14 protein-coding genes are annotated in these 15,883 nt (G+C 65.0%); 6 read left to right on the forward strand and 8 right to left on the reverse strand.

Annotated features, from left to right (window positions below; translation table 11 throughout):
• A partial coding sequence (locus AAE027_RS39095; protein WP_479714270.1) for an OmpA family protein occupies positions 1-1,369 on the forward strand: 1,369 nt, incomplete at its 5' end.
• Between the two features lie 182 nt (positions 1,370-1,551).
• On the opposite strand, the gene argG is transcribed toward AAE027_RS39095, so the two are convergent.
• From argG to AAE027_RS39125, 6 genes are all read right to left on the reverse strand, one after another.
• A complete protein-coding gene (gene argG, locus AAE027_RS39100; RefSeq protein WP_091882904.1) occupies positions 1,552-2,889 on the reverse strand; it encodes an argininosuccinate synthase in 1,338 nt (445 codons plus the stop codon).
• 93 nt (positions 2,890-2,982) lie between these two features.
• Positions 2,983-3,759 (reverse strand): phosphatase PAP2 family protein, encoded by a 777-nt coding sequence (locus tag AAE027_RS39105; RefSeq protein WP_370991113.1) that lies wholly within the window; start codon positions 3,757-3,759, stop codon positions 2,983-2,985.
• 271 nt (positions 3,760-4,030) lie between these two features.
• Positions 4,031-4,525: a hypothetical protein gene (locus tag AAE027_RS39110; RefSeq protein ID WP_370991114.1), complete on the reverse strand. Its 495-nt coding sequence runs from the start codon at positions 4,523-4,525 to the stop codon at positions 4,031-4,033.
• A gap of 134 nt (positions 4,526-4,659) precedes the next feature.
• Entirely contained in the window at positions 4,660-5,853 is a 1,194-nt protein-coding gene (gene rlmN / locus AAE027_RS39115; RefSeq protein WP_370991115.1) for a dual-specificity RNA methyltransferase RlmN, read from the reverse strand.
• A gap of 180 nt (positions 5,854-6,033) precedes the next feature.
• Positions 6,034-6,693 (reverse strand): invasion associated locus B family protein, encoded by a 660-nt coding sequence (locus AAE027_RS39120; protein ID WP_370991116.1) that lies wholly within the window; start codon positions 6,691-6,693, stop codon positions 6,034-6,036.
• A gap of 115 nt (positions 6,694-6,808) precedes the next feature.
• Positions 6,809-7,648: an SDR family oxidoreductase gene (locus AAE027_RS39125; protein ID WP_370991117.1), complete on the reverse strand. Its 840-nt coding sequence runs from the start codon at positions 7,646-7,648 to the stop codon at positions 6,809-6,811.
• 219 nt (positions 7,649-7,867) lie between these two features.
• Between AAE027_RS39125 and AAE027_RS39130 the strand changes: the two genes are divergently transcribed.
• From AAE027_RS39130 to AAE027_RS39140, 3 genes are all read left to right on the forward strand, one after another.
• Positions 7,868-8,842: an NADPH:quinone oxidoreductase family protein gene (locus AAE027_RS39130; RefSeq protein WP_091882886.1), complete on the forward strand. Its 975-nt coding sequence runs from the start codon at positions 7,868-7,870 to the stop codon at positions 8,840-8,842.
• A 398-nt stretch (positions 8,843-9,240) separates the two neighbouring features.
• Positions 9,241-10,101: a hypothetical protein gene (locus AAE027_RS39135; protein ID WP_370991118.1), complete on the forward strand. Its 861-nt coding sequence runs from the start codon at positions 9,241-9,243 to the stop codon at positions 10,099-10,101.
• A gap of 19 nt (positions 10,102-10,120) precedes the next feature.
• Entirely contained in the window at positions 10,121-11,281 is a 1,161-nt protein-coding gene (locus AAE027_RS39140; protein WP_370991119.1) for a TAXI family TRAP transporter solute-binding subunit, read from the forward strand.
• A 189-nt stretch (positions 11,282-11,470) separates the two neighbouring features.
• Here the strand turns inward: AAE027_RS39140 and AAE027_RS39145 are convergent, their stop codons facing one another.
• Together AAE027_RS39145 and AAE027_RS39150 are read right to left on the reverse strand one after the other, a co-directional pair.
• Complete coding sequence (locus tag AAE027_RS39145; RefSeq protein WP_370991120.1) at positions 11,471-11,854, reverse strand: YkvA family protein; 384 nt, start codon at positions 11,852-11,854, stop codon at positions 11,471-11,473.
• A 111-nt stretch (positions 11,855-11,965) separates the two neighbouring features.
• Positions 11,966-12,256: a 4a-hydroxytetrahydrobiopterin dehydratase gene (locus AAE027_RS39150; protein WP_370991121.1), complete on the reverse strand. Its 291-nt coding sequence runs from the start codon at positions 12,254-12,256 to the stop codon at positions 11,966-11,968.
• Between the two features lie 151 nt (positions 12,257-12,407).
• On the opposite strand from AAE027_RS39150, the gene AAE027_RS39155 reads away from it, so the two are divergent.
• Both AAE027_RS39155 and AAE027_RS39160 read left to right on the forward strand, forming a co-directional pair.
• Positions 12,408-13,853, forward strand: coding sequence for a TAXI family TRAP transporter solute-binding subunit (locus tag AAE027_RS39155; RefSeq protein WP_370991122.1), 1,446 nt, complete (start codon positions 12,408-12,410; stop codon positions 13,851-13,853).
• Between the two features lie 181 nt (positions 13,854-14,034).
• Positions 14,035-15,576, forward strand: a complete 1,542-nt coding sequence (locus AAE027_RS39160; protein WP_370991123.1) for an alkaline phosphatase D family protein — start codon at positions 14,035-14,037, stop codon at positions 15,574-15,576.
• Positions 15,577-15,883: the final 307 nt, after the last annotated feature.

A 15,883-nucleotide genomic window follows, 5' to 3' on the forward strand; every position in this document is an offset into this window, starting at 1 on the left:
TGGAGGATCACCGTCGCCGGCTCCAACGGCCACGCCGGCACCAGGTGGCGGCACGCCGACGCCGCCGCCCGGACGTCCCGGTGCAGCACCGACGCCTGCTCCCGGCGCAACCCCGGGCGCGACGCCGACCCCTGGCCCTCGGGGTGGGACGCCGCCTGCGGGCGCGCCCGCTGCCGGAACTCCGGCTGCGCCGCCCCAGGCCGGTGGCCTCCCACCTCGGCCTCCGGCTCCAGCCGGCGCAGCAGCACCGACCGTCGTGCCCGGCACGCCGGCCGCAGCGCCGCCGCCGAACCGGGCGCAGTACGCTCCGCCTACGGTTGCGCCGGCCTTCCGGGCCGCGCCGACGGTCGCAGCACCCTTGCCGCCACCGCCACGTCCGCCGCAGCGTGACCTGACGCCGCTCGCGGTCGGCGCGGGCGTGGTGGCCGGCGCCGTGATCGGCGCCACCATCGCCGACCTCCACAACCAGCGGCGCGAGGTCGTCGAAGGCGGCCGCACCGTCTACACCGAACCGGACCGCATCATCATCCGCGATCCGGGTGGGCAGGCCTATGTCCGCGGCAACGATCTCTATCGCTTCCGCTACGGCGCCCGCGACATCCGCACCGACACTGTCGGCGGCGAGACCCGCACTGTCGTGGTCCGTCCCGATGGCAGCGAGGTGATCACTGTGGTCGGTGCAGACGGTTCGCTGCTGCGGCGAATCCGCAGGGACCCCGGCGGGCGCGAGATCGTCATCATCGACAACAGCTACCGCGATCCGCGCGCGGTCGGCGGCTTCTATGTCGACGTGCCGCCGCCGGTCGTGAACATTCCCTATGATCGCTACATCGTCGATGCCGAGGAGGCGTCGCCGGACGTGATCTACGCGACCATGCAGGCACCGCCGGTGCAGCGGATCGAACGGCGTTACTCGCTCGACGAGATCCGCTACAGCCCCAATGTTCGCATGCAGATGCCGAGCATCGACGTCAACACGATCAACTTCGAGACGGGATCGTGGACCATCCCGCCGGACCAGGCGGCCCGGCTGCAGGTGATCGCCGATGGCCTCAACCAGGCGATCCAGCGCAACCCGCGCGAGGTGTTCCTGATTGAGGGACATACCGACGCGGTCGGCAACGACGTCGACAATCTGTCGCTGTCGGACCGCCGTGCGCAGTCTGCGGCCGAATTGCTGACGCAGCAGTTCAATGTACCCGCGGAGAACCTGACATCGCAGGGCTACGGCGAACAGTATCTGAAGGAGCAGACGCAAGGGCCGAGCCGGATCAACCGGCGCGTCACCATCCGCCGCATCACGCCGCTGCTCAACGGCGACCAGGCCTCGCTGCCGCCGCCCCCGCCCGGCACCGCGCCGCCGCGCTGAGACGGGACCACAAACGCAAATGGCCGGGAGCGATCCCGGCCATTTTTGTTTTGAGTAATGCGCGCGAGGTTGCGGCACGGCGCGAACTCGTAGGGTGGGCAAAGGCGCACTAGCGCCGTGCCCACCACCACGGCAATTGTGGGACGATGGTGGGCACGCTTCGCTTTGCCCACCCTACGGCGTCAACCCTTGTCGCTCTCCAGCCGGAAGATCTGCGAGCCTTCGCTGCCCGAGAGCAGGCCGGTGTCGCTGTAGAGCTTCAGCTTGGTGCGCGTGTCGGCGATGTCGAGATTGCGCATGGTGAGCTGGCCGATGCGGTCGGCCGGCGTGAAGGCGGCGTCCTCGACCTTCTCCATGCTGAGCCGCTCCGGCGCATAGGTGAGGTTGGGGCTTTCCGTGTTCAAAATCGAATAGTCGTTGCCGCGGCGCAGCTCCAGCGTGACCTCACCGGTGACGGCGCGCGCGACCCAGCGCTGCGCGGTCTCGCGCAGCATCAGGGCCTGCGAGTCGAACCAGCGGCCCTGATACAGCAAACGGCCGAGACGCATGCCGCTGATGCGGTACTGCTCGATGGTGTCCTCGTTGTGGATGCCGGTGACGAGGCGCTCATAGGCGATGTGCAGCAGCGCCATGCCGGGCGCTTCATAGATGCCGCGGCTCTTGGCCTCGATGATGCGGTTCTCGATCTGATCGCTCATGCCGAGGCCGTGGCGTCCGCCGATCGCATTGGCTTCGAGGAACAGCGCGACGGGATCAGAGAAGGTCTGGCCGTTGAGCGCAACCGGCTGGCCTTCCTCGAAACGCACCACGACTTTCTCGGCCTTGACGGCACAGTCGTCGCGCCAGAACGGCACGCCCATGATCGGGTTGACGATCTTGATGCCGCTGTCGAGGCTCTCGAGATCCTTGGCTTCGTGCGTGGCGCCGAGCAGATTGCTGTCGGTCGAATACGCCTTCTCGGCGCTCATCTTGTAGGCGAAGCCTTGCGCCGTCATGAACGCCGACATCTCGGCGCGGCCGCCGAGCTCGTCGATGAACTGCTGGTCGAGCCAGGGCTTGTAGATCTTCAGGCCGGGATTGGTGAGCAGGCCGTAGCGGTAGAAGCGCTCGATGTCGTTGCCCTTGAAGGTCGAGCCGTCGCCCCAGATGTTGACGCCGTCTTCCTTCATCGCCGCGACCAGCATCGTGCCGGTGACGGCGCGCCCGAGCGGGGTGGTGTTGAAGTAGGTGATGCCGCCGGTGGAGATGTGGAAGGCGCCCGACTGGATCGCGGCGATGCCTTCGTGGACGAGCTGCGTGCGGCAATCGACGAGCCGGGCCTTCTCGGCACCGAATTCCTGCGCCTTGCGCGGGATCTCGTTGTAGTCGGCTTCATCCGGCTGGCCGAGATTGGCGGTGTAGGCGTAGCAGCGCGCGCCCTTCTGCTTCATCCAGAGCAGCGCCGCGCTGGTGTCGAGCCCGCCCGAAAAAGCGATGCCGACTTTCTCTCCCTTGGGCAGGCTTTTCAGGATCGTGGTCATGGCGCTTCCAATCGGGTCACAAGGGGCTGATGTCAGGGCGGGTTTGACCGCGCGAATATCAAATTTCGCACGCCTCGGCACCCATTTAATGGCTCAAATCGACGGCTCGGGACCCGTCTTGCGGCCGAACAGGCGCTGGCGGAGCTGGTAGGCGGGCCAGTTCAGCCGGGTCAGCGCGGCGTCGACCGCCTCGTCCGAAAACCGCGTCCGCGGCCAGCGGTAAATCAGCGCGTAGGCAAACCAGATCACCACGAAACTGACGAGGCCGGCAATCGCCACATCGGTGAAGAAATGCCCGCCGAAGGCCATACGCAGCCCGCTGGTCACAGCGCCGAAGATAACCGCTCCGGCATAGGCGAGCGGCCGCCAGGCCGGCGGGGCCAGCGCGGCCGGCGCCAGCGTCCAGAACGCGGTCGCGCCCTCGCCCGAGAAGAACGAGCAGTTGCGCACGCAGCCGCCGCGCGGATCCCACCACGGCACGAACTGCTGGTCGCCGGCAAATTCCGTCACCACCACCGGACGCGGGCGTCCCCAATAAGTCTTGAAGGTCAGGTTGGTCAGAATGCCGGCCGACATGGTCAGCGTCACCAGCAGGAAAATGATCGCGCGCCCCGACACCATCAGCGGCCGGTCGGGCCGGACCATCTTGACCACGAGCGCGACGAGCGACGGCAATGCGAAGGCCCAGGCGACCCACATCGCCGCGTCACGCGCGAAGCTGGCCCAGCCGTTCAGCTTGAGCGGGAACGTCTTGGTCTGGGGATCGAAGAACAGCGAGGCGAGCTTGAGATCGAGCTCGGGATAGAGGCCGAAGACGAGGCCGATCACGAGCCACAGCGCCAGGGCGATGAAGAGTCCAGTCCGGTTCATGGCGCGCGGTTTAGCGGAGTGGGGCGAGGATGAAAACCCCGGAGTCGGCGCCGCAAGCGAGCACGATTTTGTCCGAGCGCTATGCCTCCACGGTGTCGTCCCGGCGAAGGCCGGGACCCATAACCACAGGGAGAAGTTTGGCGAAGACTCGTCGCCCGGTACCGCTACCGAGCCTCCATGGATGGACCTCGCGGTATGGGTCCCGGCCTACGCCGGGACGACACCGAGTGTGCGGCGCTTTCCGTCGCCTCTCAGCAGGGCAACCCATTCGCTACCGCGCACCAGGCCTTGAATTCGACGGCAGCGGCGGGGGCGGCCGGCGCGGGGGCGGCGGATCGCGCCAGGCGCCGGCGTTGCGGCCGGCGATCAACCAGTAGACCACGCCGGCGACGATGCCGGCGCCGGTCATGATCTCCAGATGCCGCCGCACGATGCCCTCGAACTGCAACGTGTCGGCATGAAAGGGAACGAGGCCGAGATAGCAGGCGAGTCCGACGAGGCCGCCGCCGACGGCGTAAGCGAGCGCGCTGCGGATGTAGAGCGCTTCGGTGATCGCGACGATCACCGCCGCCGGCACCAAGGCAAAGCCCGAGACGAAGATGAAGCCGAAGCCGAGCAGGATGTCGATCGTGCCCTGATCGACGGGACCGGCGCCGAGATCGGCGAATTCCGGAAACAGCAGCGCGACGACGACGATCATGCCGCCAACGAAACAGGCGGCGAGGAAGCCGATGAAAATAACGACGAGGCGGCCGATCAGGGACATGACGCCAAAGCCATCGTGACCGTCATTGCGAGCGAAGCGAAACAATCCAGAGATGCGTCCGCGGAGACAGTCTGGATTGCTTCGTCGCTGCGCTCCTCGCAATGACGAGGATGCGAGAGCGCGAGCATGATCCGCTAGTCCGTCATCGCCATGGCGCGCAGCGCCTGGCGTTCCCTGGCCGAGAGCTTTTCGGTCTCCGACTTGAGCTGGCCGCAGGCGGCGAGAATGTCGCGGCCGCGCGGGGTGCGCACCGGCGAGGAATAGCCGGCATTGAAGATGTATTCGGAGAATTTTTCGATCTGATCCCAATCCGAGCACTCATAGGCCGTGCCGGGCCAGGGATTGAACGGGATCAGGTTGATCTTGGCGGGAATGCCCTTGAGCATCTTCACCAGCAGCTTCGCGTCGTCGAGCGAATCGTTGACGCCCTTGAGCATCACATATTCGAAGGTGATGCGGCGCGCGTTCGAGGCGCCGGGATAGTCGCGGCAGGCCTGCAGCAGCTCCTTGATCGGATATTTGCGGTTGAGCGGCACGAGCTCGTTGCGCAGCTCGTCGCGCACCGCGTGCAGCGAGATCGCCAGCATCACGCCGATCTCCTCGCCGGCGCGCACGATGTTCGGCACCACGCCCGAGGTCGACAGCGTGATGCGGCGGCGGGAGATGCCGATGCCTTCGTTGTCGCCGACGATCAGCAGCGCATCGCGCACCGCGTCGAAATTGTAGAGCGGCTCGCCCATGCCCATCATCACGATGTTGGTGACGCGTCGCGTCCCGTCCTCGCGATCGGCCCAATCATTCAGGCGATCCCGCGCGACCATCACCTGTCCCACGATCTCGCCGGCGGTGAGATTGCGGACCAGACGCTGCGTGCCGGTGTGGCAGAAGGCGCAGTTCAGCGTGCAGCCGACCTGCGAGGAGACGCAGAGCGTGCCGCGATCGGTTTCGGGGATGTAGACGCACTCGACCTCGTGCGCCTTCTCGACATTGTCGCCGCTCGGCAGCCGCAGCAGCCATTTGCGCGTGCCGTCGTTGGAGATCTGTTCGGCCACGACCTCGGGGCGGTCGACGGTGAAATGCTGCGCGAGCTCGGCGCGAATGCCTTTCGAGATCGAGGTCATCTCGTCAAAGCTCTGGGCGCCGCGAAAATAGAGCCAGTGCCACAGCTGCTGCACGCGCATCTTGCGCTGTGCCGGCGCGACGCCGATCTCGCCGAGGCGATCGGCAAGCTCGGTGCGCGACAGGCCGATCAGCGACGGTTTTGCCGGCGGCACATAGGTTTCGAGCGGAGTCTTCTCCACCAATGTTGCGTTGTGCGGCTCGGTCATCGGTTGCCTGAGATTGCTGCTGTCTCGTCATGGCCGGGCTTGTCCCGGGCATCCACGTTCTTTCCCGCCCGGAGCCAGCGCGTGGATGGCCGGGACAAGCCCGGCCATGGCGGCAGCACCTTTGGGATAACCCCTATATAGCAACCGGAACAGCCGATTGCGACCTTATCGCCCGCAGCCTTACCGCCTGCAGTCCTGGGCGATCTTATCGAGCGCCTGGGCGAGACCCTTCAGCGAAAACGTGTCGGTGGTCTCGGTGCCTTTGGCCGAGACGCCCTTGACCACGAGATCGGCGGATTTGCGCATGGCTTCGACCATCCGCTCCTCCTCGGCCGCATTCTTGATCCAGAGGCCGTCGCCCTGCGTATACATGGCGAAAGCAGCGCCGCCGACCTCGACCGTCGATTCCGAGCCTGGTTTCAGCGCATAGCCGATCATGACCGAGACTTCATTATTGACCTTCTCCGCCGGCCGGGTCGACACGAACGCATAGGCGGGATCGCGCGGCCGGTTCGGCGGGTTGGTCTTCGACGACGAGGGCTTGGCCAGCGCGAAGCAGACCTTCTTACCGTTGGGCGTCGCCGAATAGGCGCCCCAGGTGCCGAACTGGCCGATCAGGGTCGGCTCCGCGCCGCCAGTAACCGCTGCGGTCGGGGCGGCGGGTTTGCTCTCGGGCTTTGCAGCCGTCTTTGCGTGGGTATTGGCGGTCGTACTGGCCGCCGGCGCGGCCGGCTTCGGTGTCGCCTTCGGCGCCGGTTGCGCCGTCTGCGCCCGCGCGAGATTGGCGATCCCGCACGTCATCATGCCGATCATCAAAACGAAAGATAGCACCCGCCACATGCTGGAGTGGTTCCCTCAATATTGTGACTGGAAGATGGCTCGGCCGCGTTTTGTCCCCGGGCAGGGATAACCGGGAAAGTCCAATTTGGGAAGGTAGTTAGCGGGTTTGTCAGCACTAGGCCCTGGATCGCGCGGCGCGTTGGGCGGCCCATTGCGCCTCGCTCCAGCCGAGCAGGTCCTCGGCGCCGGAACTGCGCAAATGCGCGCCGCCGTCGATCACCACCATCTCGCCGTTGATGTAGCCGGCACGGTCCGAGACCAGGAAGCTGGCGAGATCGGCAAGTTCGCCGTGCTCGCCGGTGCGGCCGAGGGGGTTGCGCGCGGTCCAGCCTTCGTCGCGGCCCTCGGGGCGGAGCTGCCCCGATGCGCCGGCGGTCGGGAACGGTCCGGGCGCGATGGCGACGGTGCGGATGCCCTTCGGGCCCCATTCCACGGCGAGACTTTTGGTCATCGCCAGCACCGCCGACTTCGCCATCGCCGACGGCACGGTGAAGGCGCGGCCGGTGATGGTGGAGGTCGAGAGGATCGAGAGCACGACGCCGCCATGCTTGCTCTCGATCCAGCGCCTGCCGGCGGCGAGCGTGCAATACATCGCGCCGTGCAGCGTGGGCGCGAGGATCGCGTCCGCCGCGCGGAAGGAGAGATGCTCGCTCTGCGCGATGAAGGTCGCGGCGGCGTTGTTGACGAGGATATCGAGCGGCGCCTCGCGCCAGATGGTGTCCATCATATTGTCGACGGCGGCACCCTCGCGGATATCGCAGGCGATGGTCGTAACCTTGCCGCCGGTCTGTGCGCGCATCTCACTCGCCGTCGCCTCGAGCCGATCGAGCTTGCGACCGCAAATCACGAGCTCGGCGCCGAGCGCGAGGAAGCGACGGCCCATCGCAGCGCCGAGGCCCGAGCCGCCGCCGGTGACGAGGATGCGCTTGTTCTTGAGCAGGCTTGTTTCAAACATCGTTTGAATCCTCTTTCCTTCTCGCTCCGTCATTGCGAGCGCCGCGAAACAATCCAGACTATTTCCGCCGCACGGACTCTGGATTGCTTCGCTGCGCTCGCAATGACGTGAGGATAGGCCGGCGCGTCGCTTTGGCAAAGAATCCGGATTGTCGCCCGCGCCCAAATCCGGCAAAACCGGGCCAATTATAATTCCACTCGAAACGCCCCAGGTGCCGCCATGAAAGCCATCCTCTGCTCGCAATATTGCCAGCCCGACGATCTCGTTCTGGCTGACGTGCCGGATCCGGTGGCAGGGCCCGGCGAAGCCGTGATCGCGATCAAGGCGGCGGCGCTGAACTTCTTCGATATCCTGATGATCCAGGGCAAGTATCAGATCAAGCCGCCGTTCCCGTTCTCGCCGGCCGCCGAGGTCGCCGGCGTGATCGAGAGCATCGGCGCTGGCGTCACTGACCTGAAGGTTGGCGATCGCGTCGTCGCCTCCTGCGGCCACAACGGCGCACGCGAGAAGATCGCACTGCCGGCGGCATCGATCGTGAAGATCCCCGACAATCTCGACTATGATCGCGCGGCCGGCATCATCATCATCTACGGCACTGCGCTGCATGCGCTGGAGGATCGCGCGAGCCCGAAGCCCGGCGAAACGCTCGCGGTGCTGGGCGCAGCCGGCGGCACCGGCCTTGCTGCCTGCGAGCTCGGCAAGCTGATGGGCCTGAAGGTGATCGCCTGCGCTTCGTCGGACGAGAAGCTCGAATTCGCCAGGGCGCACGGCGCAGAGCTGACGCTCAACTACGCCAAGGAAGATTTGAAGGAAGGCTTGCGCAAGCTCACCGATGGCAAAGGCGTCGACATCATCTTCGATCCCGTGGGCGGCGCCTATGCCGAGCAGGCGCTGCGCTCGATCGCCTGGGAAGGCCGCTTCCTCGTGATCGGCTTTGCCGCCGGCGACATTCCGAAGATGCCGCTGAACCTCGCACTGCTGAAGGGTTGCGACATCCGCGGCGTGTTCTGGGGCGCCTGGACCCGGCTCAACCCGGCCAAGAACCGTGCCAATCTGGAGAAGCTCGTGAAGTGGACGGCGGAAGGCAAGATCTCATCGCATGTCGACCGTACCTTCCCGCTGGCCCAGACCGCGGACGCGTTGAAGGTGCTCGCAGGGCGTCAGGCGATGGGGAAGGTGATTCTGCATCCGTGATGACCGTGTCATCACGAGGCTGTTTCAACACACTCAACCGTCCTCGCCCGGCTTGAGCCGGGCGATCCAGCACTCCGAGACGATTGCGATTGATCGACAGGCCGCAGCGTACTGGATGCAACGGTCACGCTTGGGCATGACAGCTGAGTTGATGGCACTCCGCTCGCACACCGCCACTTGGTAAGGTCTCCTCAACCACCGCTGGCAAAATTGCGGTGCATTCCGCAACCTCGCCCGAATCAAACCCAAATTTTTCCCGATTCGCCCCAATCGCCGTCGCTTTTTGGACTGATTCAAACTGCGATTTACCGGTTCCAGTTTGCTGGGCGCTCCTGGACAACAACAAAAAAACTGAAACCGGTATGCCCCGCGTCGTGTCAGTCTTGGGGAGCATCACCATGGAGACGACGGCCTTTCGTCCGTCCAGGGAATCGAGGGCATTCGATTCCGATCAAGCCGCATCACATCCGTCCACCGCGTCCTACATCCGTGCGCGCGCCGCACGGCTCGATCTGTCACCGGACGATCCAATACCACTGTTCCTGTCCGATCCGCTCGGTGCCCCGGACCCGGACGAATATACCCCGCTGGAATTGCGTCCCCGGGTCAGAATTGTCCCGCGTGTTCTTGCGGGCGTTCTGGCAACGGCTCTCGTGGCATCCACCCTGGCAATTCTGGCCGCGCTGTTTCAGTCCGACCTTCGCGGCATCTTCGATGCCGGTGGCTCGGTGGGTGTCGCGCTGGAGCAGGTGGTGGCCTCGGCCAACGCGCTGGCCGTACCCCAGAGCCCGCGCAACGATCCGGCGCACGTGACCGACGCAAGGCTAGCGAGCGCTGACGCGCAGGATCTCCCTGCACCGTCAACGCCGAGCCGCGAAGCGATCGCGACCGCCTATCAGACCGCGCTGCAAGCCCAGACGCCTGTGCCTCAGCCCGCGCCGGTGGCGCCGCCGCCTGCGCCTCCTCTGCCCGCCAAGTCGCTCGACGCCGACACGCTGGCCGGGCTGATGACGCGCGCGAAGAGCCTGTTGGGGGTTGGCGACATTTCTGCAGCCCGCCTGCTGCTCGAACGCGCGGCCAATGCACAGGATGCCACGGCGGCGTTCCTGCTGGCGCAAACCTATGACCCGGCCGTGCTGGGCACCAGCGACGCGCGGCGCATCGCCGCCGACGCGACCGCCGCGCGCGAGTGGTACCAGAAGGCCGCGGCACTCGGATCGACGGAGGCGCGGCAGCGCCTTGTCCAGCTTCAGAACTAGTAATTTTTTAGAGGACACCATGCGTAACGCTTTGGGAATGGCGCTTGCCGCCATCATGACGATCTGTGCCTTTGCGGCACGCGCCGACCAGACCGAGTACGATCCGGCCAAGGTCTCGGACGGCCTGAAGGCCATCTTCCAGTTCGGCTCGACCTCGACCAAGCAGGCGTTGAACGCCAACACGGTCACGCTGATCACCGGCACGATCGGCGGCACCTATGTGCAATTCGGCGCCGACCTCGCTTCCGTGCTCGACGACGGCAACAAGATTCGCGTGCTACCGATCGTCGGCCGCGGCTCGGTGCAGAGCGTCGCCGACATCCTGTTCCTGCAAGGTGTCGATCTCGGCATCGTGCGCGCCGACACGCTCGACTATCTCGAGCGCAAGGGTTTTGCCAAGGACATCAAAAAGCAGTTCACCTACGTCACGAAGCTCTACAATGAGGAGATGCAGGTGATCGCGCCGAGATCGGTCGCGACGCTAAAAGACCTCGAAGACAAGACGGTGAGCGTGGATTTGCCGAACGGTGGCACCTTCGTCACGGCCCTCACCGTGTTCGAGCGGCTCGGGATCAAGGCGAAATTCGTCTATGTCGAGCAGCGCATCGCGATGGAGAAGCTGAAGGCCGGCGAGATCGACGCCGTCATCGTGGTCGGCGGCAAGCCGTACAAATCGGTCTCGACCTTCGGCAATGACGGCCGCTTCCATCTCGCAAAGGTCGACTATGCAAAGCCGCTTCAGAGCGACTATCTGCCGGCAACGCTGACCGCCAAGGACTATCCGAACCTGATCAAGGAAGGCGAGAGCGTGGACACCATTGCAGTCCCTGCGGTGCTTGCGGCTTACAATTGGGGACCCAACACCGAGCGCTATCGCAAGCTTGCGTTGTTCGTGGACGCGTTCTTCACGAAATTTCCGTCGCTGCAGAACCCACCGTTCCATCCCAAGTGGAAGGAGGTCTCGCTCGCGGCACCGCTGTCGGGCTGGAACAGATTGCCGGTGGCGCAGCAATGGCTCGACAAGCACGGCGTCGAGCCGGTGACGCGCCAGCGCTTCGAAGCGTTTCTGAAGCAGAGTCCGGCGGCCGCGCAGGTATCCGATGCGGACAAGGAAGCGCTGTTCAAGCAATTCCAGGCATGGGACGCGGCGAACGCGCGGGCGCAGGCGGGGTCGAAGTAGCGGTTGTCGCTGCGAGCAATGGTGTCGCAAGCGCCATCCACACACACAGTCGTCATCGCCCGGCTTTGACCGGGCGATCCAGTACTCCGAAACAGCAGTGATTGAACCTAAAGGCCGCGGCGTACTGGATTCCCCGCCTTCGCGGGGAATGACAGCGGAGTGTGTAGCCGCGACATGCCGCAAAGACACCTATTGCGCCGCCTCCGCCTCTTCCACACCGCGCTTCAGTGCGGCACGGGCAGCGTCGCGGTGCTCGTTCGTGATGTGGCCGGCGACCATGCGGATGGCGGTGGCGAGCACGGCGGCGTCATCGGCGAAACCGAGGATCGGCATCACATCAGCGACGAAGTCGAATGGCAGGATGAAATAGGCGATCGCCCCGAGCAGCGAGGCCTGAACATGGCGCGGCGTCTGCCGGTCGAAGGCGCAGTAATAGGCGGCGAGCAGGTCTTCGGCGAACGGCAGTTGCGCGGCGACGCGCTTCAGCTTGCGCCAGAAGCGGCGGCGAACGCCCTCCCGGTCTTGCGCGAGCCGATCGGCGGGCTCGAAGCCGACGCTGTGTTCGGCAGCCATGCTCGAAAACTCCCCGTTCAGGCAAAGCGGCGGATCGCCACATCACCTGCTGATCACAAGATGGGGATGAGGCTGCGGCCTGCAAGACGTCAGCCAAGTGTCAGCCAGCTGTCAGCCGGCGATGGCGTTCATCGCCTTGGCCAGCTCGATGTCGCGCGCGGTGACGCCGCCGGCGTCATGGGTCGACAGCACCACCTCCACCGTCTTGTAGACGTTGCGCCATTCGGGATGGTGATCCATCTTCTCGGCGACCAGCGCCGCGCGGGTCATGAAGCCGAAGGCCTGGTTGAAATCCTTGAAGACAAAGGTCTTCCCGATGGCGTCGCGGCCGGAAATCTCGCCCCAGCCCGTTATGCCGCCCAGCGCCTGCTTGCGCGCCTCCGCCGATAGCCGCTCTGCCATGATCGCCTCCGTCGTTCAGGGGAACTTTACCCTAACACCGTGCCAACGGCCCGGTTCATGCGGGATTTCGTCCATCCGCTAACCATGACGGAGATGTAACCCCTCCGGACAAGAAATTTGCTACAATTGCCGGCGTAAATCGCCGGCCAAGATGAAACTGAGCCTCAAGCGCCTGTTTGGGAGATCGATGACCGGGGGATTGAACCTGGCCGAAACGCCCTCTCCGCCTTCGCCGCGATCCGCGGCGCGGAAGACCGCGCTCGTGTCTCTGGCGCTTGTGCTTGCGATCGTCGGTGCGCTCGCCGGCGGTTATTACTTCGCGATGCGGCCGGTGACGCTGAAGATCGCGGTTGGTCCCGCCAACAGTGATGACGTCAAGGTCGTGCAGGCGCTGACCCAGGCTTTCACGCAGAACAAGAGCCAGGTGCGGCTGCGCCCGATCCAGACCGACGGCGCCACCGCCAGCGCCAATGCCCTCGCGGAAGGCAAGGTCGATCTTGCCATCGTGCGCGGCGACCTCGACGTGCCGAAGAACGCACAGGCGGTCGCGACGCTGCGCAAGAACGTCGTGGTGCTGTGGTCCGTCCCGGGCAAGGGCAAGAAGAAGGGCGCGAAGATCACCAAGATCGCACAGCTCGCCGGCCATCGCATCGGCGTCATCGGCCGCACCCAGGCCAATGTCAACCTGCTCAAGGTGATCCTGCAGCAATACGGCGTCGATCCCGCCAAGGTCGAGATCGTGCAATTCCCGGCCAATGAAGTTGCCGAGGCGATCAAGGCGCAGAAGGCCGACATCTATCTTGCGGCCGGTCCCGTCAACAGCAAGATCACGGGGGACGCGATCGCGGCATCGGTCAGGGAGGGCGGCACGCCGACCTTCCTCGCCATCGATTCCGCCGACGCGATCGCGCAGAACCATCCGGTCTACGAATCCTCGGAGATTCCCGCAGGCACTTACGGCGGCTCACCCGATCGTCCGGACGAAGAGGTCAAAACGATCAGCTTCGCGCACCACATCGTGGCGCGCAAAGGTGTGTCCGAAACCACCATCGCGGCGTTCACACGCCAGCTCTTCGCCGTGCGCCAGCAACTGGTGGCGGAATTCCCGCTGGCGGCGAAGATCGAGACGCCCGACACCGACAAGGATGCGGTGATCCCCGTGCATCCCGGCGCCGCCGCCTTCGTCGACGGCGAGGAAAGAACCTTTCTCGACAAATACAGCGATTACATCTGGTGGAGCCTGATGGCGCTCTCCGCCATGGGCTCGATCGGCGCCTGGTTTGCGGGCTATCTGAAGAAGGACGAGCGCGACAACAACAGCCATTTGCGCGACCGCCTGCTCGACATGATCGCTACCGCGCGCAAGAGCGAGACCACCGAAGAACTCGATCAGATGCAAACCGAGGCCGACGAGATTTTGCGCGACACGCTGCGCTGCTTCGATCACGGCGCGATCGAGGAAGCTGCGCTCACCGCGTTCAACATCGCACTCGACCAGTTCCACGCCGCCGTTGCCGACCGCAAGGCGGTGCTGTTCAGCCTACCGCAGAACCTGCAACGCGCGGGCGCGCAGTTCAGAGCCGCCGGCAACGCGTAGCGCCTGCGCGTTATTGCTGCGTCACATTGTCTCAATATAGGTTCACATCATTCCGGGGCGCGCAACGCGCAAGCCCGGAATCCACCGTCCCGCATCCGCGACGGGAATGGATTCCGGACTCGCGCCTAATGGCGCGCTCCGGAATGACGAGTCTTCCTGTGCCCCAGTTCGAAATCATCTCATGAGCATCAAATTCTCCCGCCGCCGTTTCCTCACCACCAGCGCCGGCGCGCTTGGCGCGGTCGCGATGCCTTACCTGTCGCGCGCGGCCGACCGGCCTCCGGTCACCCACGGCGTGCAATCGGGCGACGTCACCGTCGACGGCGGCGTGGTCTGGGCGCGCACCGAGCGACCGGCGCAGATGCTGGTCGAGGTGGCGACGACGGAGTCGTTCAGGGATGCCCGCACGCTGCCGCCGATCGCGGCGCTGCCCGAGAGCGACTTCACCGCAAAAATGCTGATCGAGAACCTGCCGGGCGGACAGGACATCTTTTATCGCGTCCGCTTCCGCGATCTCTCGCACAGCGCGGTCGAGGGCGAGCCGGTGACCGGCCGCTTCCGCACCGCGCCCGCCGACCGCCGCGACGTCAGCTTCGTCTGGGGTGGCGACGTCGCCGGCCAGGGCTGGGGCATCAACCCCGACGACGGCGGCATGTTCACCTTCGCCGCGATGCGCAAGCACCGTCCGGATTTCTTCCTGCACTCGGGCGATACGATCTACGCCGACAGTCCGATCCAATCCGAGGTGAAGCTCACCGACGGCAGGATCTGGAAGAATCTGACCATCCCGGAGAAGGCCAAGGTCGCGGAGACGCTGGACGAGTTCCGCGCCGCGCACAAATACAATCTGACCGACGACAATCTCCGCACCTTCAATGCCGAGGTGCCGATCTTCGTGCAGTGGGACGACCACGAAGTGACCAACAACTGGTCGCTCTCGAAGGAGCTGCCGGCGACCTACAAGGAGCGCAACATCGCGCTGCTCGCCGCACGCGCGGCTCGCGCCTTCCACGAGATGTATCCGATGCGCGAGAGCATCATTGAGCCGGGCCGAGTCTATCGCCAGATCTCCTACGGCCCGCATCTCGACGTGTTCGTGCTCGACGAGCGCAGCTATCGCGGCCCCAACGGCGCCAATCTCGAGACCGCGTACGGTCCGGCCAGCTACTTCCTCGGACCCGACCAGATTGCCTGGCTCAAGCGCGGTCTTTTGAATTCGCGTGCGACCTGGAAGGTGATTGCCTCCGACATGCCGCTCAGCCTCATCGTATCGGACACACCAAAGGGTGGCTCGGAGGCAATCGCGCAAGGCGACGGCCCGGTGCGCGGCCGCGAGTTCGAGATCGCCGACATCCTGCGCTTCATCAAGATGGCGCCGATCAGCAACACGGTGTGGCTGACCGCGGACGTGCACTACGCCGCCGCGCATTATTACGATCCGAACAAGGCGCAATTCCAGGATTTCGAGCCGTTCTGGGAGTTCGTCTCGGGTCCGCTGCACGCGGGCACGTTCGGTCCGAACGCGCTCGACAACACCTTTGGACCCGAAGTCCGCTTCGTCAAGGCACCGGGCAAAGACAACCAGAATCTGCCGCCGTCCGCCGGCATGCAGTTCTTCGGTCACGTCAAGATCGACGGCGCCTCCGGCCAGATGACGGTGACACTGCGCGACCGCGCCGACGTCGCGCTGTGGTCGACCACGCTCGATCCCAAACAGGCCTGATGGCTAGAGCAGGATGAATTTGGTTGAATCGATGTTCACCTCTCCCGTAGGGAGAGGTCGGAGTGCATCGAAGATGCGATCCGGGTGAGGGGATCTGGTCTCACTGGATGCCGCGGCCCCCTCACCCGGATTCCACTGGACGATGCTCCGCATCGCCAGGCGCAATCCGCCGTCTCCCCTTGCAAGGCAGGGCAATCGCATATGGGAAGCGAATTCCCTGCGGTCCATCCTTCGAGACGCCCGCTTTGGCGGGCTCCTCAGAGCCCGACCGAAAAAGGGTGAGCGGTTTTGGCGGGCTTGTGATTCC

It is taken from the genome of Bradyrhizobium sp. DN3, assembly GCF_041357655.1.
Classification (GTDB): domain Bacteria; phylum Pseudomonadota; class Alphaproteobacteria; order Rhizobiales; family Xanthobacteraceae; genus Bradyrhizobium.